Annotated in this window: 18 protein-coding genes; 8 read left to right on the plus strand and 10 right to left on the minus strand. The window is 61.2% G+C overall.

Features of this window, described 5'->3' with window-relative positions:
* The first annotated feature begins 7 nt into the window (after positions 1 to 7).
* The 3 genes from DK391_RS02190 to DK391_RS02200 all read left to right on the plus strand — a co-directional run bounded on the left by DK391_RS02190 (position 8) and on the right by DK391_RS02200 (position 4,044).
* A complete protein-coding gene (locus DK391_RS02190) occupies positions 8 to 1,060 on the plus strand; it encodes a Gfo/Idh/MocA family oxidoreductase (protein ID WP_109476334.1) in 1,053 nt (350 codons plus the stop codon).
* 119 nt (positions 1,061 to 1,179) lie between these two features.
* A complete protein-coding gene (locus tag DK391_RS02195) occupies positions 1,180 to 2,181 on the plus strand; it encodes a TRAP transporter substrate-binding protein (protein WP_162600647.1) in 1,002 nt (333 codons plus the stop codon).
* Between the two features lie 3 nt (positions 2,182 to 2,184).
* On the plus strand, positions 2,185 to 4,044 hold the full coding sequence (locus tag DK391_RS02200) for a TRAP transporter large permease subunit (RefSeq protein WP_109476336.1): 1,860 nt from the start codon (positions 2,185 to 2,187) through the stop codon (positions 4,042 to 4,044).
* Here the strand turns inward: DK391_RS02200 and yghU are convergent.
* Positions 4,039 to 4,914, minus strand: a complete 876-nt coding sequence (gene yghU, locus DK391_RS02205) for a glutathione-dependent disulfide-bond oxidoreductase (RefSeq protein WP_109476337.1) — start codon at positions 4,912 to 4,914, stop codon at positions 4,039 to 4,041. The genes DK391_RS02200 and yghU overlap by 6 nt on opposite strands.
* A gap of 88 nt (positions 4,915 to 5,002) precedes the next feature.
* Positions 5,003 to 5,899 (minus strand): transcriptional activator NhaR, encoded by an 897-nt coding sequence (gene nhaR, locus DK391_RS02210; RefSeq protein ID WP_109476338.1) that lies wholly within the window; start codon positions 5,897 to 5,899, stop codon positions 5,003 to 5,005.
* 147 nt (positions 5,900 to 6,046) lie between these two features.
* On the opposite strand from nhaR, the gene DK391_RS02215 reads away from it, so the two are divergent.
* Together DK391_RS02215 and DK391_RS02220 are read left to right on the plus strand one after the other, a co-directional pair.
* On the plus strand, positions 6,047 to 6,517 hold the full coding sequence (locus tag DK391_RS02215) for a CBS domain-containing protein (protein ID WP_109476339.1): 471 nt from the start codon (positions 6,047 to 6,049) through the stop codon (positions 6,515 to 6,517).
* A gap of 104 nt (positions 6,518 to 6,621) precedes the next feature.
* Positions 6,622 to 7,587: a TIM44-like domain-containing protein gene (locus DK391_RS02220; protein WP_109476340.1), complete on the plus strand. Its 966-nt coding sequence runs from the start codon at positions 6,622 to 6,624 to the stop codon at positions 7,585 to 7,587.
* 113 nt (positions 7,588 to 7,700) lie between these two features.
* Here DK391_RS02220 and DK391_RS02225 read toward each other — a convergent pair whose 3' ends face one another.
* The 7 genes from DK391_RS02225 to DK391_RS02255 all read right to left on the minus strand — a co-directional run bounded on the left by DK391_RS02225 (position 7,701) and on the right by DK391_RS02255 (position 15,619).
* Entirely contained in the window at positions 7,701 to 9,086 is a 1,386-nt protein-coding gene (locus DK391_RS02225; RefSeq protein ID WP_109476341.1) for an amidohydrolase family protein, read from the minus strand.
* A gap of 56 nt (positions 9,087 to 9,142) precedes the next feature.
* A complete protein-coding gene (locus tag DK391_RS02230; protein WP_109476342.1) occupies positions 9,143 to 10,483 on the minus strand; it encodes a nucleobase:cation symporter-2 family protein in 1,341 nt (446 codons plus the stop codon).
* A gap of 68 nt (positions 10,484 to 10,551) precedes the next feature.
* Complete coding sequence (locus tag DK391_RS02235) at positions 10,552 to 11,640, minus strand: GTP-binding protein (RefSeq protein WP_109476343.1); 1,089 nt, start codon at positions 11,638 to 11,640, stop codon at positions 10,552 to 10,554.
* Positions 11,641 to 11,680: 40 nt separating this feature from the next.
* Positions 11,681 to 12,265, minus strand: coding sequence for a UbiX family flavin prenyltransferase (locus tag DK391_RS02240; protein WP_109476344.1), 585 nt, complete (start codon positions 12,263 to 12,265; stop codon positions 11,681 to 11,683).
* Positions 12,262 to 13,656 carry a UbiD family decarboxylase gene (locus DK391_RS02245; RefSeq protein WP_109476345.1) on the minus strand — a complete coding sequence of 465 codons (1,395 nt, stop codon included), beginning with the start codon at positions 13,654 to 13,656 and terminating at the stop codon, positions 12,262 to 12,264. Before DK391_RS02245 ends, DK391_RS02240 begins: the two co-directional genes overlap by 4 nt.
* An 80-nt stretch (positions 13,657 to 13,736) precedes the next feature.
* A complete protein-coding gene (locus DK391_RS02250) occupies positions 13,737 to 14,663 on the minus strand; it encodes an amidohydrolase family protein (RefSeq protein ID WP_012428924.1) in 927 nt (308 codons plus the stop codon).
* A complete protein-coding gene (locus DK391_RS02255; protein ID WP_109476346.1) occupies positions 14,663 to 15,619 on the minus strand; it encodes an amidohydrolase family protein in 957 nt (318 codons plus the stop codon). The genes DK391_RS02250 and DK391_RS02255 overlap by 1 nt, the downstream gene beginning before the upstream one ends.
* 242 nt (positions 15,620 to 15,861) lie before the next feature.
* Here DK391_RS02255 and DK391_RS02260 point away from each other — a divergent pair, with 242 nt between their 5' ends.
* On the plus strand, positions 15,862 to 16,761 hold the full coding sequence (locus tag DK391_RS02260) for a LysR substrate-binding domain-containing protein (protein ID WP_109476347.1): 900 nt from the start codon (positions 15,862 to 15,864) through the stop codon (positions 16,759 to 16,761).
* Here the strand turns inward: DK391_RS02260 and DK391_RS02265 are convergent.
* Positions 16,748 to 17,644, minus strand: a complete 897-nt coding sequence (locus tag DK391_RS02265; protein ID WP_109476348.1) for a LysR family transcriptional regulator — start codon at positions 17,642 to 17,644, stop codon at positions 16,748 to 16,750. The genes DK391_RS02260 and DK391_RS02265 overlap by 14 nt on opposite strands.
* Before the next feature lie 151 nt (positions 17,645 to 17,795).
* Here DK391_RS02265 and DK391_RS02270 point away from each other — a divergent pair, with 151 nt between their 5' ends.
* Both DK391_RS02270 and DK391_RS02275 read left to right on the plus strand, forming a co-directional pair.
* Positions 17,796 to 18,272: a (2Fe-2S)-binding protein gene (locus tag DK391_RS02270; protein WP_109476349.1), complete on the plus strand. Its 477-nt coding sequence runs from the start codon at positions 17,796 to 17,798 to the stop codon at positions 18,270 to 18,272.
* Complete coding sequence (locus tag DK391_RS02275; RefSeq protein WP_109476350.1) at positions 18,273 to 20,498, plus strand: molybdopterin cofactor-binding domain-containing protein; 2,226 nt, start codon at positions 18,273 to 18,275, stop codon at positions 20,496 to 20,498.
* Positions 20,499 to 20,511: the final 13 nt, after the last annotated feature.

Raw genomic sequence — 20,511 nt, forward strand, 5'->3', positions numbered from 1 at the left:
GACACGCATGACGATCGAGCAAGGAGGACAACAGGTGCCCGGCATCGCGGTAATCGGCTGCGGACGCATCTCGCGCTCGCATCTGGCTGCCGTTGCCACGCAACCCGAACTGGCGACGCTGGTGGCCGCCGTCGACAGCGATATGTCGCTCGCGACTCAGGCAAAGCAACGCTATGGCGCACAGCATGCGCTCGATGACGTCGACGCAGCCCTCGCACGCAGCGATGTCGAAGCCGTGATTCTGTGCCTGCCGAATCATCTTCATGCGAGCGTGGCGATCAAGGCTGCGCGCGCGGGCAAGCATGTGCTCGTCGAAAAGCCGATGGCCGACACCGCCGATCAGGCCCACGCCATGGCCGATGCCGCGCGCGAAGCGGGCGTTGTGCTGGCCGTCGCGCAATGCCGGCGGCATTTTCGTGCGATCCGTTATCTGGCCGATCACGCCTCCGATTTCGGCAAGCTGATTTCGGCGCAGGTCAGCCTGGGCGTTTATTGGCCCGATGCGCAGGCGCCGTGGTGGCGCGATGCGGACAAGGCGAGCGGTCTGGTCGTTGCGCTAAATGGGCCGCATGTCCTCGATTTCGTGCAGATGGTGATGCAGGACGACCCGCTGCGTGTGCATGCCGAAGCGGTCAGACGCAACGCCTTCTGGGCGGGCGAAGACGAAGCGATGATGTTGCTTGCGTATCCGCAGGGGCGGATCGCATCGGTGCATCTGTCGTTCAACCAGCAGCCGGTCGAGAACCGCAAGGTGCTGGTCTACGAGCGCGGTACGGCCGTCGTGGATAACGATACACATCTGACCTTCAACGGCGAAACGCTGGTAGCGCAAGGCGACGACGAACGCCGCCACTATCTCGACGAGGCCGTGGAGTTCCAGCGTCAATTCCGCGAGTTCGCACTGGCTATCGCGGGCAAGCCGAACCGCTCGGTGAGCGCGGCGGAAGGCATTCGTCTGATGCGCACGCTCGATGCCGTGCACCGCGCATTCCGCAGCGGCCAAAGCGTCGAGACTGGCGATGCCACGCAAAGCATGGAGCCGCTCGACGCCGTGCCATAGCGTGTATGGCACGCTACGGACACGCTTCAACACAACAAGCCAAAGCAATCACAACGGCAAGAAGGTGGAGACAGGTTGCAGCGCCGGATCATCCGGCCGAATGGAGGAGGAGACAGATCATGGAAAAGCCAGCTCGTCGTCTGGTTCTAAAAAGCGGTGTGGCACTGCTTGCCGCGCCACTCGTTGCGCGTTATGCGCACGCTGCCGAGTACCGCATCAAGATCGGCAGCGATACGCCACCCGCGTATGCGATGAACGTCCGCATCAAGGAGGCGTGCGAGCGCGTGAAGACGCGCACCAATGGCCGGGTCGAAATGAATCTGTTTCCGAACAGCCAGCTTGGCAGCGACATGCTGAACCAGGTGCATAGCGGATCGCTTGATTTCTTTTTGTCGTCGTCGCAACTCGCGGTGCCGCTGGTGCCCGCGTGCGCACTGCCCGGCCTCGCGTACGGACTGAAAGACACGCCGGCGGCTTTCAAGGCAATGGATGGCGACGTCGGCGTGTATCTGCGCGGCCAGATGGAAAAAGTCGGTCTCTTCGCGATTCCGACCATGATGCAGGGTGGCTGGCGGCAGATCATCAGCAACAAGCCGATCAAGACGCCCGACGATCTTGTCGGGTTCAAGATCCGCGTGCCGATCAGTCCGATGTGGGTGTCGCAATTCAAGGCGCTCGGCGCGAGCCCGACGCCGATCAGCATCAACGAGTTGTACACGGCCTTGCAAACGAAGGTTGTCGATGGTGCGGAGAATTACCCGTCGTTGCTCTACGCGATGCGGCTCTACGAAATCCAGAAGTACATGAGCACGACCAATCACATGTGGGACGGCTACTGGATCCTCGGCAATTCGCGCATGTGGGGCTCGATACCGAAAGACCTGCAACAGGTGATCAGCGAAGAGTTCACGAAGTCCGCGCTGCAGCAACGCGACGACATGGTTAAGGTGGACGCGGCCGTGCCGGATGAGATGACCAAGGCAGGCATCCCCTTCATCAATCCCGACCGCGACCAGTTCCGTAACAAGCTGAAGCAAGCCGGCTATTACACGGAGTGGCGCGAGAAGTTCGGTCCGCAGGCGTGGACGTTGCTCGAGAAATACACGGGTCCGTTGGGGTGAACCATGCGTATTGTGCTCGTCGGTAATCACCCGAAAATCCAGCACCTGTTCGCAGGACTCGAACGCGCGCTCGTGCTCCTGACGGAAACGCTTGCGGGCCTGCTCGTCGCGGCAGAAATCGTGCTGTTGCTGATCGGTGTGATCTCGCGCTATGTATTCCGCGATTCGCTGGTTTGGTCCGATTCGCTCGCGTCGCTGCTGTTTCTGTGGCTCGCGATGATGGGCGCCGTGATCGCTTTCCAGCGTAACGAGCACATGCGCATGGGCGCGTTCGTGCGGGCGGCGTCGCCGCGATGGCAGCCATACTGGCAGGCGCTATCGGTGGTGGCGCCGCTCGCTTTTCTGCTGCTCGTGTGCGGCGCGACAGTCGACTATGTGATCGATGAATCGAATCTGACCGATCCCGCGCTCAACATTTCGAATGCATGGCGAGCGGCTGCGATGCCTGTCGGCGTCGGTCTGATGATCGCCAGTTCATTGTTTCAACTCGCGCGTGTCGAACACTGGCGGCCTGTGCTGGCAGCGCTAGCGCTGACATTTGCCGTCGGTCTGGGACTGTATGCATTGCAGCCCGTACTGCTCGATCTCGGTCACTGGAACCTCGTGATCTTTTTCGTGGGCGTGGTTGCGTTGTGCGTGTTTTCCGGCGTGCCGATTGCGTTTTCGTTCAGTCTCGCGTCGTTCGGTTATCTGGCTATCGCCACACATCTGCCGCTGCTGGTCATGGCAAGCCGCATGGATCAGGGCATGTCGCAGATCGTATTGCTCGCCGTGCCGCTCTTCGTGATTCTCGGCATGCTGATGGAGATGACCGGGCTGGCAAAGGCGCTGGTTGCGTTTCTCGCCAATCTGCTCGGGCATGTGCCGGGCGGCCTTTCGTATGTGCTCGTCGGCGCGATGTATCTGGTGTCGGGCATCTCGGGCTCGAAATCCGCCGATATGGCCGCGCTTGCGCCCGTTCTGTATCCGGAGATGCGTGAACGTGGCACCCGGCCAGGTGAATTCGTCGCGTTGCTGTCCGCGACGGCTGCACAAACCGAAACCATCCCGCCGAGTCTGGTGCTGATCATTCTCGGCTCGGTGACGAACGTGTCGATCGGCGCGCTGTTTACAGGCGGGCTGCTGCCGGGCCTGGTAGTGGGACTGATGCTGTGCGTGGTGGTCTGGTGGCGTCACCGGCATAGCAGCGAGGCGAGCCAGGCACGGCCACGGAAGGGCGAAACGCTGCGTAGTTTCTGGATCGCGTTGCCGGCGCTCGCATTGCCGTTCGTGATCCGCTTTGCCGTCGTGGAAGGCGTGGCAACGGCGACGGAAGTCTCGACCATCGGCATCGTCTATTCGATACTCGCCGGCCTGTTCATCTATCGACGTTTCGATGTGCGGCGCGTATGGCCGATTCTGGTCGGAACGGCGGCGCTATCGGGCGCGATTCTGCTGATCATCGGAGCGGCCACGAGCATGGCGTGGTGCCTCACGCAATCGGGCTTCTCGGATGCGCTCGCCGATCTGTTTGCACAATTGCCGGGAGGCAAGCTGACGTTTATCGCGGCGTCGATGGTGTTGTTCGTCGTGCTCGGCAGTCTGCTGGAGGGCATTCCCGCCATCGTGCTATTTGGCCCGCTGCTGTTTCCGATTGCGAGCGCAGTGGGCGTGCATCCCGTCCACTACGCAATGATCGCGATTCTCGCGATGGGCATGGGGTTGTTCGCGCCGCCATTCGGTGTGGGCTACTACACGGCATGCGCGATCAATCGCGTGAATCCCGAAGAGGGCATGCGACCGATCATCGCGTATATGGTGGCACTGGGCATTGGACTCGTACTGATTGCCGCTGTGCCGTGGATTTCAGTCGGCTTTCTATGAAGCTTCTGTCCGCTTGTCTTCCGTGCGGGTTTCGAAGTCACTCGCGTCGTGACGCTCGTGCAACTGGCCTGCCGGATCGCCGAAGGCGCGATTGACCATGCGGCCGCGCTTAACCGCTGGCCGTTGGAAAATTTCATCGGCCCATCGCTGAACGTGCTTGTACTCATGCACGGACAGGAATTCGGCTGCATCGTAGAGCCATCCCTTTACGAGGCCGCCGTACCAGGGCCAGACGGCGATGTCGGCAATCGTGTACTGGTCGCCTGCCAGGAACCGATTCTCTGCAAGCCGCTTGTCGAGCACATCCAGCTGGCGCTTTGTTTCCATCGCAAAGCGGTTGATCGGATATTCCATTTTGGTCGGCGCATAGGCGTAGAAATGACCGAAACCGCCGCCGAGATAAGGGGCGCTGCCCATTTGCCAGAACAACCACGATAGACATTCGGCACGTTGTGACGGATCGCGCGGAATGAATGCACCGAATTTCTCTGCCAGGTACAGCAGAATGGCGCCCGATTCAAAAACGCGCACGGGCTCGGCGCCGCTGCGATCGACGAGTGCTGGAATTTTCGAATTTGGATTGGCTTCGACAAAACCGCTTCCGAACTGATCTCCGTCTGAGATCCGGATGAGCCACGCATCGTATTCGGCATCGACGTGGCCCGCCGCGAGGAGTTCCTCCAGCATCACGGTGACCTTCACGCCGTTCGGAGTTGCAAGCGAATAGAGTTGCAGGGGATGCTTGCCGACCGGCAGTTCCTTGACATGCGTCGGTCCTGAAACCGGGCGATTGATACTGGCGAAGCGGCCGCCGCTGTCTTTGTCCCAGGTCCATACCTTGGGCGGCACGAATTCAGGCTGATCGGGCATCCCGTGTCTCCAATTGCGAAAGTGTCATTGGCAGCTTAACAAAGCGACGCAGAACGTGCCGACGGAATGGCCGCCGTGTGCATCGGGCCTAATCGCTGAACAGTTCGCTTCGTGCCGCGTTCATGATCGTCGCGACGGCAGGATGACTGATGTGGCGCTCGATCGAAATCGCAAAGAACTCTTCGACGATCGTCTTGATCTGCCCAACCATCGTCAGCTTGTGCTCGGCTTTTAACTGGCTTTCGAGCACAGTGGGTGCAAACAGCAGCCCGCGGCCTTCACGCCCGAACGCCAGGGCCATTGCGCCGTCATCGAATTCGCCCACGATGCGAGGCGAAATGGCATGCGACGCGCGCCAGTGGTCCAGCTTGCGGCGCACGGCCGACTCCGTGCCGGGCAGCAGCACGGGCAGTTGGCCGAGCAGCAACGGGAAGCGCTGCTTGTCTGTTTTGACGAGTGTTTGTGCGCCGAAGCAGCCCAATGTCGAACGGCCGAGCAGGTGATTGAACGCCTTGATGTTGACGTCGGCGGGAATGGGGGCGTCGGCGATGATCAGATCGAGGCGGTGCACCGCCAGTTGCGCAAGCAGCGCATGCAGCTTGCCTTCGTGACAGATCATGCGCACAGGGACGGAAGCGCTCAGCGCGGGTTCCAGCAGGCGATACGCGATCGCCTTCGGCACTGAATCCGCGATTCCGACCCGAAACCGCGTTTGCGCGCCGGATTCGCCTTCGCGCCGCACGGCGCTTTCGAGCTCCGACCCCAACGAGAAAATTTCGTCGGCGTAATCGAGCACCAGCCGGCCCGCATCGGTCAGTTCGATGTTGCGTCCGCTCTTTCTGAACAGTTTTCTGTCCAGCGCTTCCTCCAGCAGCTTGATCTGGCCACTGAGCGTTTGCGGCGAGATATGCAACTGCTCGCCCGCGCGGACGATCGCGCCCGCATGCGCCGCGACCCAGAAGTAATGCAGATGTTTGAAGTTCATGCCCGCTCCATTGATCGGCCAACCCTACGGTTTTTTCGATTGATTGGCAATAAAAATACGATTTTTCGATTTGGTCGCGTTCAGATAGATTGAAGCCTCGGACGTAGCCGCCATCAGGCGGTCGTCGACAACGGACACGGGTGACTTATGGCATCGGTTGCGCAATTTCTTCGTTCAAAAGTTTCGCAGACAGTCTGGTACGCGCAGGCATCGTCGTCGGTCTACGACGCGATTGCGATCATGGCGTACCGGCAGGTGGGCGCATTGATCGTTGCGGAGCATGGGCGCCTCGCGGGCATCGTCACGGAGCGCGACTACGCACGAAAAATCGTGCTGATGGACCGCTCATCAAGGGATACAGCGGTGCGCGACATCATGTCCACGGAAGTGCACTACGTCGGCCCGCAACACACCACCGACGAATGCATGGCGCTGATGACGGCACATCACATCCGTTATCTGCCGGTGATTACGGCGGGGCAGGTGATCGGCATGGTGTCGATCGGCGATCTGATCCAGAACCAGATTGCCGAACAGGAACACACCATCCGGCAACTGGAACATTACATCTATGGCAACGGTTTTCAGGCCGCCCGCCATAGCGTGCAGACGCAATAGGCACAAAACTGATGACCTGAAAATATTACCGTTCGTAATGATAGTCGCGCGCATTTTGGCGCGCGATCGAGGCAGTGTCTGGCTTACCACTTGAGAGGTTTTATATGTTCACGCAATTCGTCAATCGACTTCGCCGTGCCGCTGGCGCGGTGACGCGCGGGACCGCGGCGCTCGGTCTCGCGGGTCTGCTTGCGCTCGGCGCCGTGGCATCGAACGATGCCGAAGCGAAGCGGGTGGGCGGCAGTCAAAGCATCGGGCGGCAGTCGCAAACGGTATCGCCGTCCGGGCAAACGCAGCGCAGCCAGCAGGCGCAGCCGGCGCAACAGGCCACGCCGCCCGCTGCTGCCGCGACGGGTAACCGCTGGATGGGTCCGTTAGCCGGTCTCGCCGCGGGCCTTGGCATCGCGGCGCTGCTGTCGTCGTTTGGACTCGGCGAAGGGCTGGCGCAAATGCTGTCGAATGCGCTGCTGATCGGTCTGGTGGTGCTGGCGGGCGTGATGCTGTTCCGTTTTATCGCCAGCCGACGTCGTCCGGATCTGGCGTATGGACATGGCGCCGCGAACCGGCAGCAGAATAATGGCTCATCGTTCTTCAACCAGTTCGGCCAGGCGCGGCCCGACGCGATGTTCAGGAATGGCGCAGCCGCATCAACCGGTGCGACGGGAGTAGCAGGCTCCATGATGCCTCCGGGCCAGGCGTTGGGCACCGACCAGGCTGCCTTTCTGGCATCGGCGAAGACGCTGTTCATGCGCCTTCAGGGCGCATGGGACCGGAACGATCAGGGCGATCTGTTCGAGATGACGACGCACGAGATGTTCATGCGCCTCAAGCAGGATATGGAAGGCCCTGACGGCAAGCCAGGCGTGACGGACGTGACGCAACTCGATGCCGAAGTGCTCGGCACGGAACGCAACGCCGATGAAACGATGGTCAGCGTGCGCTTCTTCGGTCAGATGCGTGAGGACGATGCGCAGACTGCCCAGCCGTTCGAGGAAGTCTGGAACCTGGTGCAGAACGCACAGAACGACCGCGCGTGGCGTCTTGCAGGTATCCAGCAGATCAATCGCTAATAGCGCGTTGTTGAAGGACAGGTCGGCTTGCTGTGCTGCTTCAGGAAGCCGACCTGCTTGACCTGCCCGGCAATCTCCGCTGGGCGTATGAACGCACGATCTGACGCGGCGATTCAATCGGCGAGTAGCAGCTTGACGCCTTCAGCGGCTTCGTGACGAAGCGCATCGAGGTCGAGGCCCTGGATGACGCCGTTATCCACTACCACACGACCATTCACTACGTTATAGCGAACCCGTGCCGGCTCTCCCGCCGTCACGGGTGCCACGGCGAGATCGTGGAAGCCGTTGAAGCGCAGATCGCTGACGTCGTACAGCACAAGGTCCGCGGCCTTACCTACCTCCAGTGTTCCGACGGCGTCGAGGCCGAGCACGCCCGCGCCGCCCGCGCTGCCCCAATGGATGATCTCATCGACCGTGGTCGCCGACGCACCTTGCGCCGCGCGATGCACGAGCCAGGCAAAATGCGCCTCGTTCGTCATGCTGCCCGATTCGTTGGACGCGACGCCATCTACTGCGAGCGACACCGGCACGCCTGCAGCGGCCATCTGCGGTGCGGGTGCGATGCCGCTACCAAGCCGTGCATTGCTGACGGGACAATGCGCGCAACCGCTGCCGCTCTGCGCGAGCAAGGCAATTTCACTCGATTGCAGGTGCACGAGATGCGCGAACCACACATCGGGTCCGAGCCACTCGTGATCCGCAACGAATTCCACGGGTAGCCTGTTGTAGCGTTCCTTGCAGAAATCGACATAGCGCGTGGTCTCGGACAGATGCGTGTGTAGACGCAGACCCATGCGCCGGGCCGCTCGCGCGACTTCAGGCAGAAGTTCGGGTGGCAGCGAGAAAGTGGGGGTGGTTGGCGCAACCACGACGCGGCGCATGGAGGCTGCATCGGCATCGTGATAACGCGCCTTGAGGCGTTCGATGTCGGCAAGCATCTGGTCGAGCGATTCCGGCTTGAGTGCGACTTTCGAAAAGCCAGGATGGTCTCCCGCTGCCTGCAACGCGCCACCACGGCACAACACGAAGCGCATGCCGAACGACGCGGCTTCTTCGAACAGAAGATCGCCGGTTTCGGTGCCACCTTGCGCGTGATACAGATAGTGATGGTCCGCACAGGTCGTCACGCCGGACAGCAACAACTCGGCGATCCCCAGCCGCGCAGCTGTACGCGCAAGTTCCGGCGTAAAGCGCGCGAGCCGTGGATACGGCACGGCCGCCAGCCATTCCTGCAAGTCAGCATTGATGCCAGAAGGTACCGCCTTGAGCAGGTTCTGAAACAGATGATGATGCGTGTTCACCCAGCCCGGATAGACGACACACGAGCGCGCGTCGATCACGCGCTCGTCGGCGTGCGGCGTGAGATCCGGCGCGATGGCTTCAATGCGTCCATGACGAATGCGCAGATCGACTCGACCGAGACGGGCGCGATCGCCGCGCAGCCCGCTCATGACGGCGAGAGGATTCTTGATCAGCAATGATTCCGTTTGCGTGCTCATGATTCGACATCCTTATCGATATTGTGTCTTGTAGGCGTGAGAAAGGCATGTTCTGCCTACTCCCGCACCATGTTGTGTGTCGAAACCACGTCTTCTTCATGCGCACCGTTGAGCACGGCATTCAACACGACAGATACGAGGCACGCCAGCACCACGCCGCTATGCAGGAACGGCTGCGTCCAGTCGGGCATGTGCTTGAAGACCTGAGGCGCCATCACGGGAATCAGCGCAGTAGCAATGGTGAATCCGACGATCAGCACGTTGTAGCGGTTGCGTTCGAAGTCGACTTTGGCGAGCGTCTGCACGCCGGCTGCGACCACCACGCCAAACATGGCGATGCCAGCACCGCCGAGCGCCGCCGCAGGCGTTGACGCGACTACTGCGCCGATCTTCGGCACCAGCGCCACGACGCACATCAGTACGCCACTAATGGCGACCACCCAGCGGCTGCGCACGCCCGTCAGGATGACGAGGCCGACGTTCTCCATGAACGCGATAAACGGAAACGCCGCGAACATGCCTGCAATCGCGCTGGCAAGTCCATTCGCGCGCATGCCGCGCACGACGTCTTCCTCGCTGACATCCTTGGCGACGATATCGCCGATCGCAACGAACAGGCCCATCGATTCGACCATCTGCACCACCATGACGACAATCATCGTCAGGACGGGGACTACGGAGAACACGGGCGTACCGAAGTGAAACGGCAGCGGCATCGTGAACCACGGCGCTTGTGCGACGTTCGAGAAGTTGCCCATGCCGAGCAGGCACGCAAGCGTGCCACCCGCGATCAAGCCGATCAACACGGAGAGATTGCGCAGGAACGCATTGGCGAAGCGGTTGATCGCGAGAATGATGAGCGCGACGAACAGCGTCACGCTGAGAAACGGCAAAGCGCCAAACTGCTGTTGTGCAGCCTCACCGCCACCGGCCCATTGATAGGCAACGGGAAACAGCTGCAACCCGATCACGGTGACGATGCAACCTGTCACCACTGGCGGAAAGAACCGGCGCAATCGCCCGACCAGCGGCGCGGCGAACATCGTGAACAAGCCCGCGCCGATCACGGCGCCGCATACACCCGCAAAGCCGACGCCGGGACTCGTGCCGATGGCAATTACCGGCCCGACGCTGCTGAACGCCACGCCTTGCAGGATCGGCAGACGCACGCCGAACTTCCACACGCCGACGGTCTGGAGAATCGTCGAGATGCCCGAGCAGAACAGCGCCGTACTGATGAGCACGGTCGTATCAGCGGGCGACATCTTGAGGGCCGAAGCAACGATCAGCGGCACGGCAATTGCGCCGATATAAGCCACCAGCATGTGTTGCAGGCCGAGCGTGATCATCTGGCGCTTCGGCAGAATGCGATCGACGGGATGTATGGCGGTGTTCATGATGTGTCTCCATGTACGCGAGGTACTTTTATGATGTGCGGCCGGAATGCCTCCGGCCGGATCTCCCGTCAAGCTGTCACGGGGACGGCGAGACAGGCATGGAAGCGTTCGGTCAGTGCAGCGCGGTCGAGATCGCGTCCGATGAATACGATGCGGCTGGAACGCGGCTCACTTCCCCACGGTTGCGCCGCACGCAATTCGATGACGTTGTGCACGCCCTGCAGCACGTAGCGGTGCGACTGCCCTTGCACAGCGAGAATGCCTTTCATGCGGAACAGCGAGGCCGCGTCGGATGCACGCAGTTCGGTCAGCCACGCTTGCAGTGCGTCGAGGTCGATGTCGGCTTCTGTTTCGATGCCGACGGAGGACACGCTCGGGTCGTGTTGATGATCGTCGTGTTCGTGATCGTGTTCGTGATGTTCTGCGTGGTTTGCCTCATGCACAGGCTCATGATCGTGGTGCTCGACATGCAAGCCATCGGTCTCCACCAGAATCTGTGAAAACTCGTTCGCGCCCACACCGAGAATCCTGTCGAGGTCCACTTGTGCATAACTCGATTCGACGAGTTCTGCTGTCGCGTTCAGTCCGCGGATACGCTGCGTCAGCGAGTCGATTTCTTCACGTGAAGCGAGATCCACCTTGTTGATGACAATGCGATCCGCACAAACGATCTGATCCACCGCCTGATTGTCGCGGCCATCCAGCACGAGGTCATCCAGATGCGCCGCGATATGCTTTGCATCGACCATCGTGACGACAGCATCCAGCGTCACCTGTTTCGCAATCGGATCGTCGAGAAAGAACGTTTGCGCAACGGGATACGGATCGGCGAGTCCGCTCGTTTCCACGATGATGTGATCGAGCCGATCCGGCCGTTCCACCAGCATGCGCACGATGCGCACCAGATCCTCGCGCACCGCGCCCCCGCAGCACACGCAACCGTTGGTCATTTCGTAGATCTCTTCCGTCGATTCGAGCCCAAGCCCGCCGTCGATACCGATCTCGCCGAACTCGTTTTCTATCACCGCGATCTTGCGGCCATGCTTCTCGCGCAAGATGTAGTTGAGCAGCGTGGTCTTGCCTGCGCCCAGAAAGCCCGTCAGCACCGTGACCGGGATTTTCTCGATGTCGTTGTGAGTGGTGTGAATGTGATTCATGGCTCGTCTCCGTTTCCTGGTTCGTACTGCGGTACTTCACTCAGACACATTGCGGTTCGTGTTCGTCTTTCCAGCGCCTGACGGTGCCTGCTTCGAGACCAAACAGATCGAGCACGCGTCCTAGCGTGTGATCGACCATGGCATCGAGCGAAGCCGGGCGTGCATAAAATGCCGGGACGGGCGGCGCGACGATCGCGCCCATTTCCGTGACCGCCGTCATGTTGCGCAAATGGGCCAGCGTGTAGGGCGTTTCGCGTGCGAGCAGCACGAGAGGCCGGCGCTCTTTCAGCGTGACGTCGGCGGCGCGCGAGATGAGGCTCGACGACATGCCGTTCGCAATCTCGGCGAGCGTCTTCATCGAGCACGGCGCGACGATCATGCCCAGCGAGCGGAATGAGCCACTGGACACCGATGCAGCCATGTCATCGCATCGGTGCGTGACACTCGCGAGCGCGCTGATGTCGGCGTACTTGTAGTCGGTTTCGTGTGACATTGTGAGTAACGCGCTGCGCGACACGATCAGATGCGTTTCAATGCTCAACTCGCGCAGCAGTTGCAGCAGGCGCACGCCATACACGAAGCCGGATGCGCCGCTGATGCCCACCACAAGGCGGCGCGGGTTCATCGTTCTACTCCGGCAGCGCGGGCCAGAATGTCGACGGCATGCTGCGCCGCCCGTTCGCTGATCCGGGCGCGAATACCGTCGAAATGCGAGCCGCGCGTGGCATCGATACCCATGCGCGACGTGGTGCCCGCCGCCGACGAAGACGGATCGAGCGGACTGCCCGGCAAGCCGTCGACAATGAAGAGGTCCTGATGCGGTTGAAAGTGCGTGGCGATTGCCCACAACACTTGCGCATCGTCAGAAATGTCGATATCGCTATCAACCGCCACCACGTTCTTCAGATAGGGATCCCAGCCGAGCAGCGCGAGCATGATCTGCCGCGCTTCGCCATCGCGTGATTGATTCAATGCGACATAGCAATGAAAGTGTGTGCCGGAGTTCGGATAGTGCAGCGCCGTGACGGACGGGAAGCGCGCTTTCAGCTTCTCGCTCATTTCCGCTTCGCGCGGCAACCGCGCCAGCGTCAGGTGCTCCGCATAGGGACCGCCGACGACATCGACGAGCCAGGCATCGTGACGCCGCATCATCGTATCGACGCGCAACACGTTGTTAGTCGAACGATCCGACGAGTAGCCAGTGAACTCGCCGAACGGACCTTCTTCTGCGTGTGCGTCGGGATCGATGCTGCCTTCCAGCACGAATTCAGCGCACGCGGGCACGCCCATTCCATGACGTGGCGTGCGCACCAGTTCGAGCGGTGCGCCGAACAGGCCACCTGCAATCGCGCGTTCATCGGTGCCGAACGGCACGCGCGCGGCGGCGGCGAGCATGAAGAGTGGATGCGCGCCGATGACCATCGCGACCTTCAGCGTATCGCCGCGTGATTTCGCGGTTTGCAGCATGCGCCAGAGATGGCCGCGCGAGTGCAGGCTCGTCGCCAGCGCATTGCGCGCATGTCGCATGGAGCGGTGATAGCTGAGATTTGCAACGCCCGTGACGGGGTCTTCTGCGACGATCACGGCATTGGTGATGTACGCGCCGCGATCGGTCTCGAAGTGACGGATCATCGGCAGATGAGCGAGATCGACGGCGTCGCCTTCGAACACCTGATCGAGCACAGGACCATTCGGCACATACACGGGTGCGACGGGACGATTCGCACGCTGTTGATATGCATCGAACAGCTGATTGGCGTCAACGCCGAACAGCCTCCCAATGCGTGTGCGTGAAGCGAAGAAGTTGGTGACGAGTGGTGTGGCGATGCCATCCACCTTCTCGCACACCAGCATAGGATGTTGACCCCGCGCAGCAAGTTCAGCGACCACGGCGGTGACGTCCTGATCGGCCGCAAGCGACGCGGAAAGTGTCAATACATCGTCCGGAAACTGCTCGCGATACGCTTGTGCGAAGTGGTGAAAATCCTGCGTGGCGCAAAGAGGCTTATCCGCCATGATGGTCTCCGTCGAAAGCGGATCGTGGGAAGCAGGCGCGATACTCATCGCGCCTGCGATGCAGCAGCTAACAGCGCGCGTCAGGCCGGCTGCGTGACGTCGTTGACGTAAGTGGCCTTCAAACGCTTTTCCGCTTCGGCAAGGTCTTTCGGCGGTTTGGTGGGCTCGATGCCGACCAGACGGGCAATGTTGTTGCCCATATAGTCTTCAAGTCCGTCCTCGTCGAGATTCATGCCTTGTGGCGCGGGTCCGCAGAGCATTTCCAGTTCACGCAGCCACATGCCGGGTTCGTTCGGTGGCGAGTCGGTGCCGAACACGATCTTGTTGCGCGGCAATTCACGAGCGAATTCGACGATGCGCGACTGATAGCACCAGCCCGATTCGCAATACACGTTCGGCGTATCCATGGCCATCCAGAAGGCCTCGAACGAATAGTTGCCACCTGTCTGAATGCCGAAGTGACCGATGATGAAATTCACCATCGGAAATTCGCGGATGATCGGATAGAACTGCGTCGGAATGGTGTACGGTCCATCGCCTGTGTGAATCAGCACGACCACGCCGAGTTCGGCGCATTTCTTCATCGCGGGACGCAGCCAGTCGAGCGCGCGGTCGGGACGATAACCGTGCATGTTAGCGTGCAGCTTCAACATCTTGAAGCCGTACTCCTTTACATGAAACTCGAGTTCTGCCGCGCCGTTTTCCGGACCCCAGCGCGGGTTGTACGTGAAGTTGCCGATAAAGCGGTCGGGATACTTCTGCGTCAATTCGGCGATGTACGACATGTAATCGCGAATGCCTTCGCGACCGCGCCGGTTGCCGTCGCGATAGCCGGTATTGCCCGGCGGCGGCTGGATGAAACCCATATCGATGCGGCGCGGCTTGCCGTTGATGATGTACGGTCCGTCCATCATCTTCAGCAGCCGCTCGCCGGTGAATGGTTCACCCGTATGACGCCATGCTTCGTCGACGAGGTTGGTAGGGTGGAGATGGGTATCGATGATCATCAGCGGGCTCCTGCGTAGTCGGGCTGGCCTGCGTGTGCACGTGCAGAACCGGCATGCTGTTTTAGATAGGCTTGCGCTTCTTCCACGCTGCGCGGCGGCGCACTAGGCTCGATGCCGATCATTCGCGCCAGGTTGTTGCCGAGATAGTCTTCGAGCGTGTCTTCGTCGAGATTCAGACCTTGTGGCGGCTCGTGGCACAGCACTTCGAGCAGACGCAGCCACATGCCCGGCTCGTTCGGCGGCGTGTCGGAGCCGTAGAGAATCTTGTGCGTAGGAAGAACCTTCGCGAACTCGACGATGCGCGATTGCAGGCACCAGCTCGACTCGCAATACACGTTGGGTGTATCGAGCGCCATCTGATACGGCTCGAAGCAATACACGCCACCTGTCTGCACGCCGAAGTGCGCCATGATGAAATTGACCGATGGAAACTCGCGGATCAACGGATACCATTCGCTCGGAATGCTGTAAGGGCCGTCGCCCGTATGCAGTTTCACGAGCAGGCCGAGATCGGCGCATTTGCGCAACGCCGGGCGCAACCAGTCGAGCGCACGATCAGGACGGTACGCATGCATGTTGGCCTGCAGCTGAACCATCTTGAAGCCATGTTCCTTCGCGTAGAACTCGATGGCCTCGGCGCCGTTCTCGGGACCGCAACGCGGGTTGTAGACGAAGCAGCCGAGCAGGCGGTCGGGGTACTTCTGCACCATTTCTACGGTGTACGCCATGTAGTCGTCGATCGACTCGCGGCCGGTACGATTGCCGTCGGTCCACGTGTAAATGGTGTTGCCTTGCGGCGGCTGGATAAACGCCTTGTCGATGCGGCGCGGCTTGCCGTTGATGATGTACGGGCCGTCCATCACCTCGATCAGACGTTCGCCTGTAAAGGGCTCGCCATCGTGGCGCCAGGCGAGGTCGACCAGGTTGGTCGGATAACAGCTGGTGTCGATGATCATGTACTCGATCTCCTTGAGAGGAACTGGTGTATCCAGTTGCCGGATCGCTGGCAGGCGCATCGATGGAACGCAGCCCAGTCGGGCTAGCCCATGCGGCCTTTTGCAAGACGCTTTGGTGAAGCGTCTTCCCCTCGCCGGCATCGAGTGTCACACTGATGTGCACTGCTGCTTGCGATGCAGTCTCACAAGACAGAAACGCTCTGTACAATATTTTTTAACCACGATCTTGATACGTTCCCGATATGGACATGCGGCTGTTGCGTTACTTCTCGGTACTCGCCGATGAACTGCATTTCGGCCGCGCAGCCGCACGGCTGCACATTTCGCAGCCACCTTTGAGCCAGCAGATTCGCATCCTCGAAGAAGAGATGGGCACGGCCTTGTTCATGCGTTCGCAACACCGCGTCGAACTCACCGAGGCAGGGAAAACACTGAAAGAACAGGTGCCGCTGATCTTCGCGCAGTTCGAACGCGCGATTGCCTTGACGCGTTGCGCAGGGCGCGGCGAAGTGGGCAGTCTGGAGATCGGCATCATCAGTTCGGCAATGGTCGAACCAATCCCACGCGCGCTCGGCGTCTTTGCGGAGCAACATCCGCAGGTGCAATGGACGCTTCACGAAATGACGCCTGCCGCACAGATTCTCGCGTTGAAAGAGCGCCGCCTCGACGTGTGCTTCTTCCGTGTCTCGCACGACGATCCCGACATTCGCAGCGAAGTGGTGATGCGCGAAACGGCAGTGGCAGCGCTACCGCTCGATCATCCGCTGGCTGCGCGCGACGAAATCGCGCTGAAGGAACTCGAAGCAGAACGCTTCGTCTCGTTCGGTTTGCAACAGTCGCAACTCGCGCGCTTTCTGCAGGACTGCTGCGTGGAGGCGGGCTTTACGCCGCGTATCGAACAGGAAGTGGTGGAAGTGCACACGCTGCTGTGCCTCGTGCGCGAGCGGCTTGGCGTTGCGCTGCTGCCTTCGTCGGCGAGGCAACTGTCGACGGGTGGCGTGGCGTTCGTGCCGCTTGCACGGCCTTGTCCCGAGGTGTCGTTGCATGCGCGTTATCGCGCGGAAGAGGCGTCGCCGGTGCTGTCGCTGTTTCTGGATACGGTGCGCTCCGTGGCCGCTGGCGTGAACGCTAGTTCGCGTTGAGCGTTTGCGCGACAAGCATGCGAATGACTTCGATAAGCGGCGCCACGCGCTCCGCTTTCTCGCGCGGCCATACCGCGTAGAGGTTGTAGTGCGTAGGAATTTCCACTTTCGTCAGTTCGATCAGATTGCCGTTGCTTAGTGCATCGGCGGCGAGAAGACCGCGCGCCAGACCCGCGCCTACGCCTGCGCTGGCAGCGGCAATCAGGCTCGCGGCATTGTCGAATACGGCGACCGCGTTGGGTTCCGCCGCCGGCAGATGCGCTGCTTCCAGCCAGGGTATCCACGAACGCTTGGGGTAGCCGAGCAGAGGTAGCGCGAGCAAATGCGCCGGTTCCAGCGGCGCGCTGAGTCCACGCGACATCAGCAGCGCGGGCGAGCCGACTGCGATCAGGCGATCGTCGCATATCAGTGCATTGTCGAAACCGTCCCATTCCCCATACCCATAGCGCAGCGCGATGTCGACGCGCTCGAACGCGCTGCGTTCATGGCGCGGCGTGGACAGCACGGTGAGCGAGGTGTCCGCCAGCGCAGCGAGTACGTCCGGCAAGCGCGTCATCAGCCAGCTTTGCGCGAGCTCCGGATCGACGTCGAGCGTGATGGCATGCCTGACCGCGCGTTCCCTGACCGACGACAACGCACGGTCGATGTGCTCGAAGCCATCTTCGAGCTGATTGGCGAACAGCGCGCCCGCGTCCGTCAGCGCGACGCCACCGCCTTCGCGCACGAATAGCGGCTGTCCGACGAACTCTTCGAGCGTGCGGATCTGCTGGCTGATCGCGCTGTGCGTGAGCGACAGTTGCCGCGCCGCGCTCGAAAAGCTGCCGGTGCGAGCTGCTTGCAGGAAGGCTTGCATCGACTGGATGGAAGGGTAGCGCTTCAACATGGGTGTTAGGCGGACTGACGGCTGATGGAAGAAATCGTCGCTGGCGTTGTGGCCGGCTGCTTCCAATAATGGCCGCAAGCGCACGAGACCGTGCTGGCAGGTTTAAGCGTACCGCACGCCGCGCTGCACAACGACATTCAGGAGACGACGCATGATCGAGATCGTGGTCAACGATACGCGGCACTCGCTCGACAATGTACCGGAAGACATGCCCTTGCTGTGGGTATTGCGCGACCGGCTCGAATTGACGGGCACGAGGTTTGGCTGCGGCGGCGGCTTTTGCGGAGCGTGCACGGTGCACCTGGAAGGCGAGGCGGTGCGTTCGTGTCTGCTTCCCATCGCGGCCGTGGCAGGCAGAAACATCACGACGATCGAAGGTCTTTCGAAGGACGGCAAGCATCCGCTGCAACTCGCGTGGGTTGCCGAAGATGTGCCGCAATGCGGCTATTGCCAGTCCGGCCAGATCATGCAGGCGGCGGCGTTCCTGAAGAGCAAGCCTGTGGTAAGCGATGACACGATCACGGCGGCGATGTCGGGCAATATCTGCCGCTGCGGCACCTATGGGCGAATTCGCAAGGCGATCAAACGCGCCGCATCCGGCGATGTGACGAAGACCGGGGAGGCTTGAATGCGCAATGACCGGCCAACGTCGACGGACGCGCACGGCGCGGCGCGCCGCCGCTTTATCAAACAGGGTTCAGCGCTACTCGCGTCCGGTCTTGCGATTGGCTTTGAGCTACCCGCCGCGCTAGCCAGAACGCAGGCGACGAGTGGCGATCCCAAACCGCAGGCGGGCGAATTCGAACCCAACGCATGGGTGCGCGTGTTGCCCGACGATACGATCAAACTCGTCGTCCATAAGCACGATTCCGGCACGGGCACGCGTACCGCACTTGCTGCCGTCGTGGCCGAAGAACTGGATGTCGATCCTTTCCGCGTCGAGGTGATCACGCCCGGGAATCCATTCTATGGCGCTTACATTCATCCGTTGTGGAAGGTGTTTTCGACAGGCGGCAGCACGAGCGTATCGCTTGAATACGACCGCTTGCGCCGGGCCGGTGCGACCGCCCGCGCAATGCTGATCGCGGCTGCCGCGAAGCGATGGAACGTGGCACCCGCCGCCTGTTCGACTGAAGACGGATTCGTGATCGACAAGGCGAACGGCAAGCGTGCCGCTTACGGTGCGTTGGCGCGAGTCGCCGCGCAGTTGTCCGCACCGAAAGACGTGCAGTTGAAAGACCCGTCGCAGTTCCGATATATCGGCAAGATGCAGAAGAAACGCGGCGCTGCGGAGAAGGTGCGCGGTACGTTTCCGTATAGCATCGATGTGAGGTTGCCGGGCATGCTGGTGGCCGTCGTCACGCGCGCGCCGGTGATCGATGCACGCGTGCGCAGCGTCGACGCAAAGGCCGCGCTGGCGATACCCGGCGTTCGACAGGTGTTGCAGATTCCGGGCCGTCCGGATCTGCTCGGCGGCAATCAGGCGGGTGTCGCAGTACTCGCCGACGACTACTGGTCAGCGCACAAAGGTCAGGCAGCCCTCGTGGTGGAATGGGAAGACAGTCCCATGGAAACCTTCGACAGCAGTACGCTCGCCGCACGCCAGGCCGCCTGGCTCGACGACGCAGACGCACGGGTAGTGCCGACCATCCAGACGGGCGATGTAAAGACCGCGTGGCCCAACGACGCGCGAATGATCGAAGCGTCTTATTCGATGCCATACAAGGCGCAGAATCCGCTGGAGCCGATCAATGTCACTGCCTGGGCCAGAGACGGTGGGATCGAGTATTGGGGCGGCTTGCAGGTGCCATCTACGGTGCAGGAGGCGGCACAGGTGATCGGCGGCGTTCCGGCGGATCGTGTCGTGCTGCATGAACTTGTGTCGGGCGGCAGTTTCGGGTCACGCGAGTCAAAGTCCTGGCTGTTCGAAGTGACGTATCTCGCGATCAAGGTCGGCAAACCCGTCAAGCTGATGAACAGCCGCGAGGATGAAATGCGCGCGCTCTTCTATCACGCCGCGAGTTATCACCGTGCGAAGGCGGCGCTCGACGCACACGGCAAGCTCGTCACACTCCACCTGCGGGCCGTGATGCCCGCTTCGCCGGAGCAGTGGGAGCCTGGCTATTTCGACAGGCCGGATCGCATGGACTACAGCACGACGGAGGCGATCAGCAAATACGAGTTCGCGTACGACGCGCCGCATGTGGACATCGGTTGGGTGCGCCATGAAACCGGTGTGCCGACGGGGTGGTATCGCGCGGTGAGTTACATCCCCAATGTGTTCGCGGTCGAGTCGTTCATGGATGAGGCCGCGCACGCCGCACAGCGCGATCCCGTCGAGTTCCGGCTCGCGCATATGAAGGACGCGAGACACAAGGCTGTGTTGCAGGAAGCGGCGAAGCGGGCTGGCTGGGGCACGAAGTTGCCAGCGGGGTCGGCGCTCGGCGTAGCGACCAATCAGGCTTATGGAAGCTACGTCGCCGTGGTGTCGCGGGTGACGCGCAAGGACGATGGCGTGGTGATCGAGAAGCTGACGTGCGTGGCGGATTGCGGACTGGCGGTATCGCCTGCAGGCGTCGAGGAACAGCTTTACGGCGGCCTGATGTGGGGACTCGGACATGCAACGGCTGATCGCCTCGAGATCCGTCATGGACGCGTGGTGCAGAAGAGTTTCGACACGTATCGCGTGATGCGGATGAGCGATATGCCCGAGGTGGACATCGTCGTGATCCAGGGAGATACATCGAAGCCTGGCGGGGTCGGGGAATTGTCGAGTCCTTCGGTGGCGCCAGCGGTGGCCAATGCCATGTTTGCGGCAACGGGGCGGCGGGGAAGAGACGCGCCTGTTTTGTAGGCGCGCCGTGCAG

Source organism: Paraburkholderia sp. C35, assembly GCF_003121405.1.
GTDB lineage: Bacteria > Pseudomonadota > Gammaproteobacteria > Burkholderiales > Burkholderiaceae > Paraburkholderia.

What these genes read in the sequence shown, in the direction of transcription:
- DK391_RS02190 (WP_109476334.1), top strand. Translation starts at nt 8, where the DNA reads ATGACGATCGAGCAAGGAGGACAACAGGTGCCCGGCATCGCGGTAATC.
- DK391_RS02195 (WP_162600647.1), top strand. Translation starts at nt 1,180, where the DNA reads ATGGAAAAGCCAGCTCGTCGTCTGGTTCTAAAAAGCGGTGTGGCACTG.
- DK391_RS02200 (WP_109476336.1), top strand. Translation starts at nt 2,185, where the DNA reads ATGCGTATTGTGCTCGTCGGTAATCACCCGAAAATCCAGCACCTGTTC.
- yghU (WP_109476337.1), bottom strand. Translation starts at nt 4,914, where the DNA reads ATGCCCGATCAGCCTGAATTCGTGCCGCCCAAGGTATGGACCTGGGAC.
- nhaR (WP_109476338.1), bottom strand. Translation starts at nt 5,899, where the DNA reads ATGAACTTCAAACATCTGCATTACTTCTGGGTCGCGGCGCATGCGGGC.
- DK391_RS02215 (WP_109476339.1), top strand. Translation starts at nt 6,047, where the DNA reads ATGGCATCGGTTGCGCAATTTCTTCGTTCAAAAGTTTCGCAGACAGTC.
- DK391_RS02220 (WP_109476340.1), top strand. Translation starts at nt 6,622, where the DNA reads ATGTTCACGCAATTCGTCAATCGACTTCGCCGTGCCGCTGGCGCGGTG.
- DK391_RS02225 (WP_109476341.1), bottom strand. Translation starts at nt 9,086, where the DNA reads ATGAGCACGCAAACGGAATCATTGCTGATCAAGAATCCTCTCGCCGTC.
- DK391_RS02230 (WP_109476342.1), bottom strand. Translation starts at nt 10,483, where the DNA reads ATGAACACCGCCATACATCCCGTCGATCGCATTCTGCCGAAGCGCCAG.
- DK391_RS02235 (WP_109476343.1), bottom strand. Translation starts at nt 11,640, where the DNA reads ATGAATCACATTCACACCACTCACAACGACATCGAGAAAATCCCGGTC.
- DK391_RS02240 (WP_109476344.1), bottom strand. Translation starts at nt 12,265, where the DNA reads ATGAACCCGCGCCGCCTTGTGGTGGGCATCAGCGGCGCATCCGGCTTC.
- DK391_RS02245 (WP_109476345.1), bottom strand. Translation starts at nt 13,656, where the DNA reads ATGGCGGATAAGCCTCTTTGCGCCACGCAGGATTTTCACCACTTCGCA.
- DK391_RS02250 (WP_012428924.1), bottom strand. Translation starts at nt 14,663, where the DNA reads ATGATCATCGATACCCATCTCCACCCTACCAACCTCGTCGACGAAGCA.
- DK391_RS02255 (WP_109476346.1), bottom strand. Translation starts at nt 15,619, where the DNA reads ATGATCATCGACACCAGCTGTTATCCGACCAACCTGGTCGACCTCGCC.
- DK391_RS02260 (WP_109476347.1), top strand. Translation starts at nt 15,862, where the DNA reads ATGGACATGCGGCTGTTGCGTTACTTCTCGGTACTCGCCGATGAACTG.
- DK391_RS02265 (WP_109476348.1), bottom strand. Translation starts at nt 17,644, where the DNA reads ATGTTGAAGCGCTACCCTTCCATCCAGTCGATGCAAGCCTTCCTGCAA.
- DK391_RS02270 (WP_109476349.1), top strand. Translation starts at nt 17,796, where the DNA reads ATGATCGAGATCGTGGTCAACGATACGCGGCACTCGCTCGACAATGTA.
- DK391_RS02275 (WP_109476350.1), top strand. Translation starts at nt 18,273, where the DNA reads ATGCGCAATGACCGGCCAACGTCGACGGACGCGCACGGCGCGGCGCGC.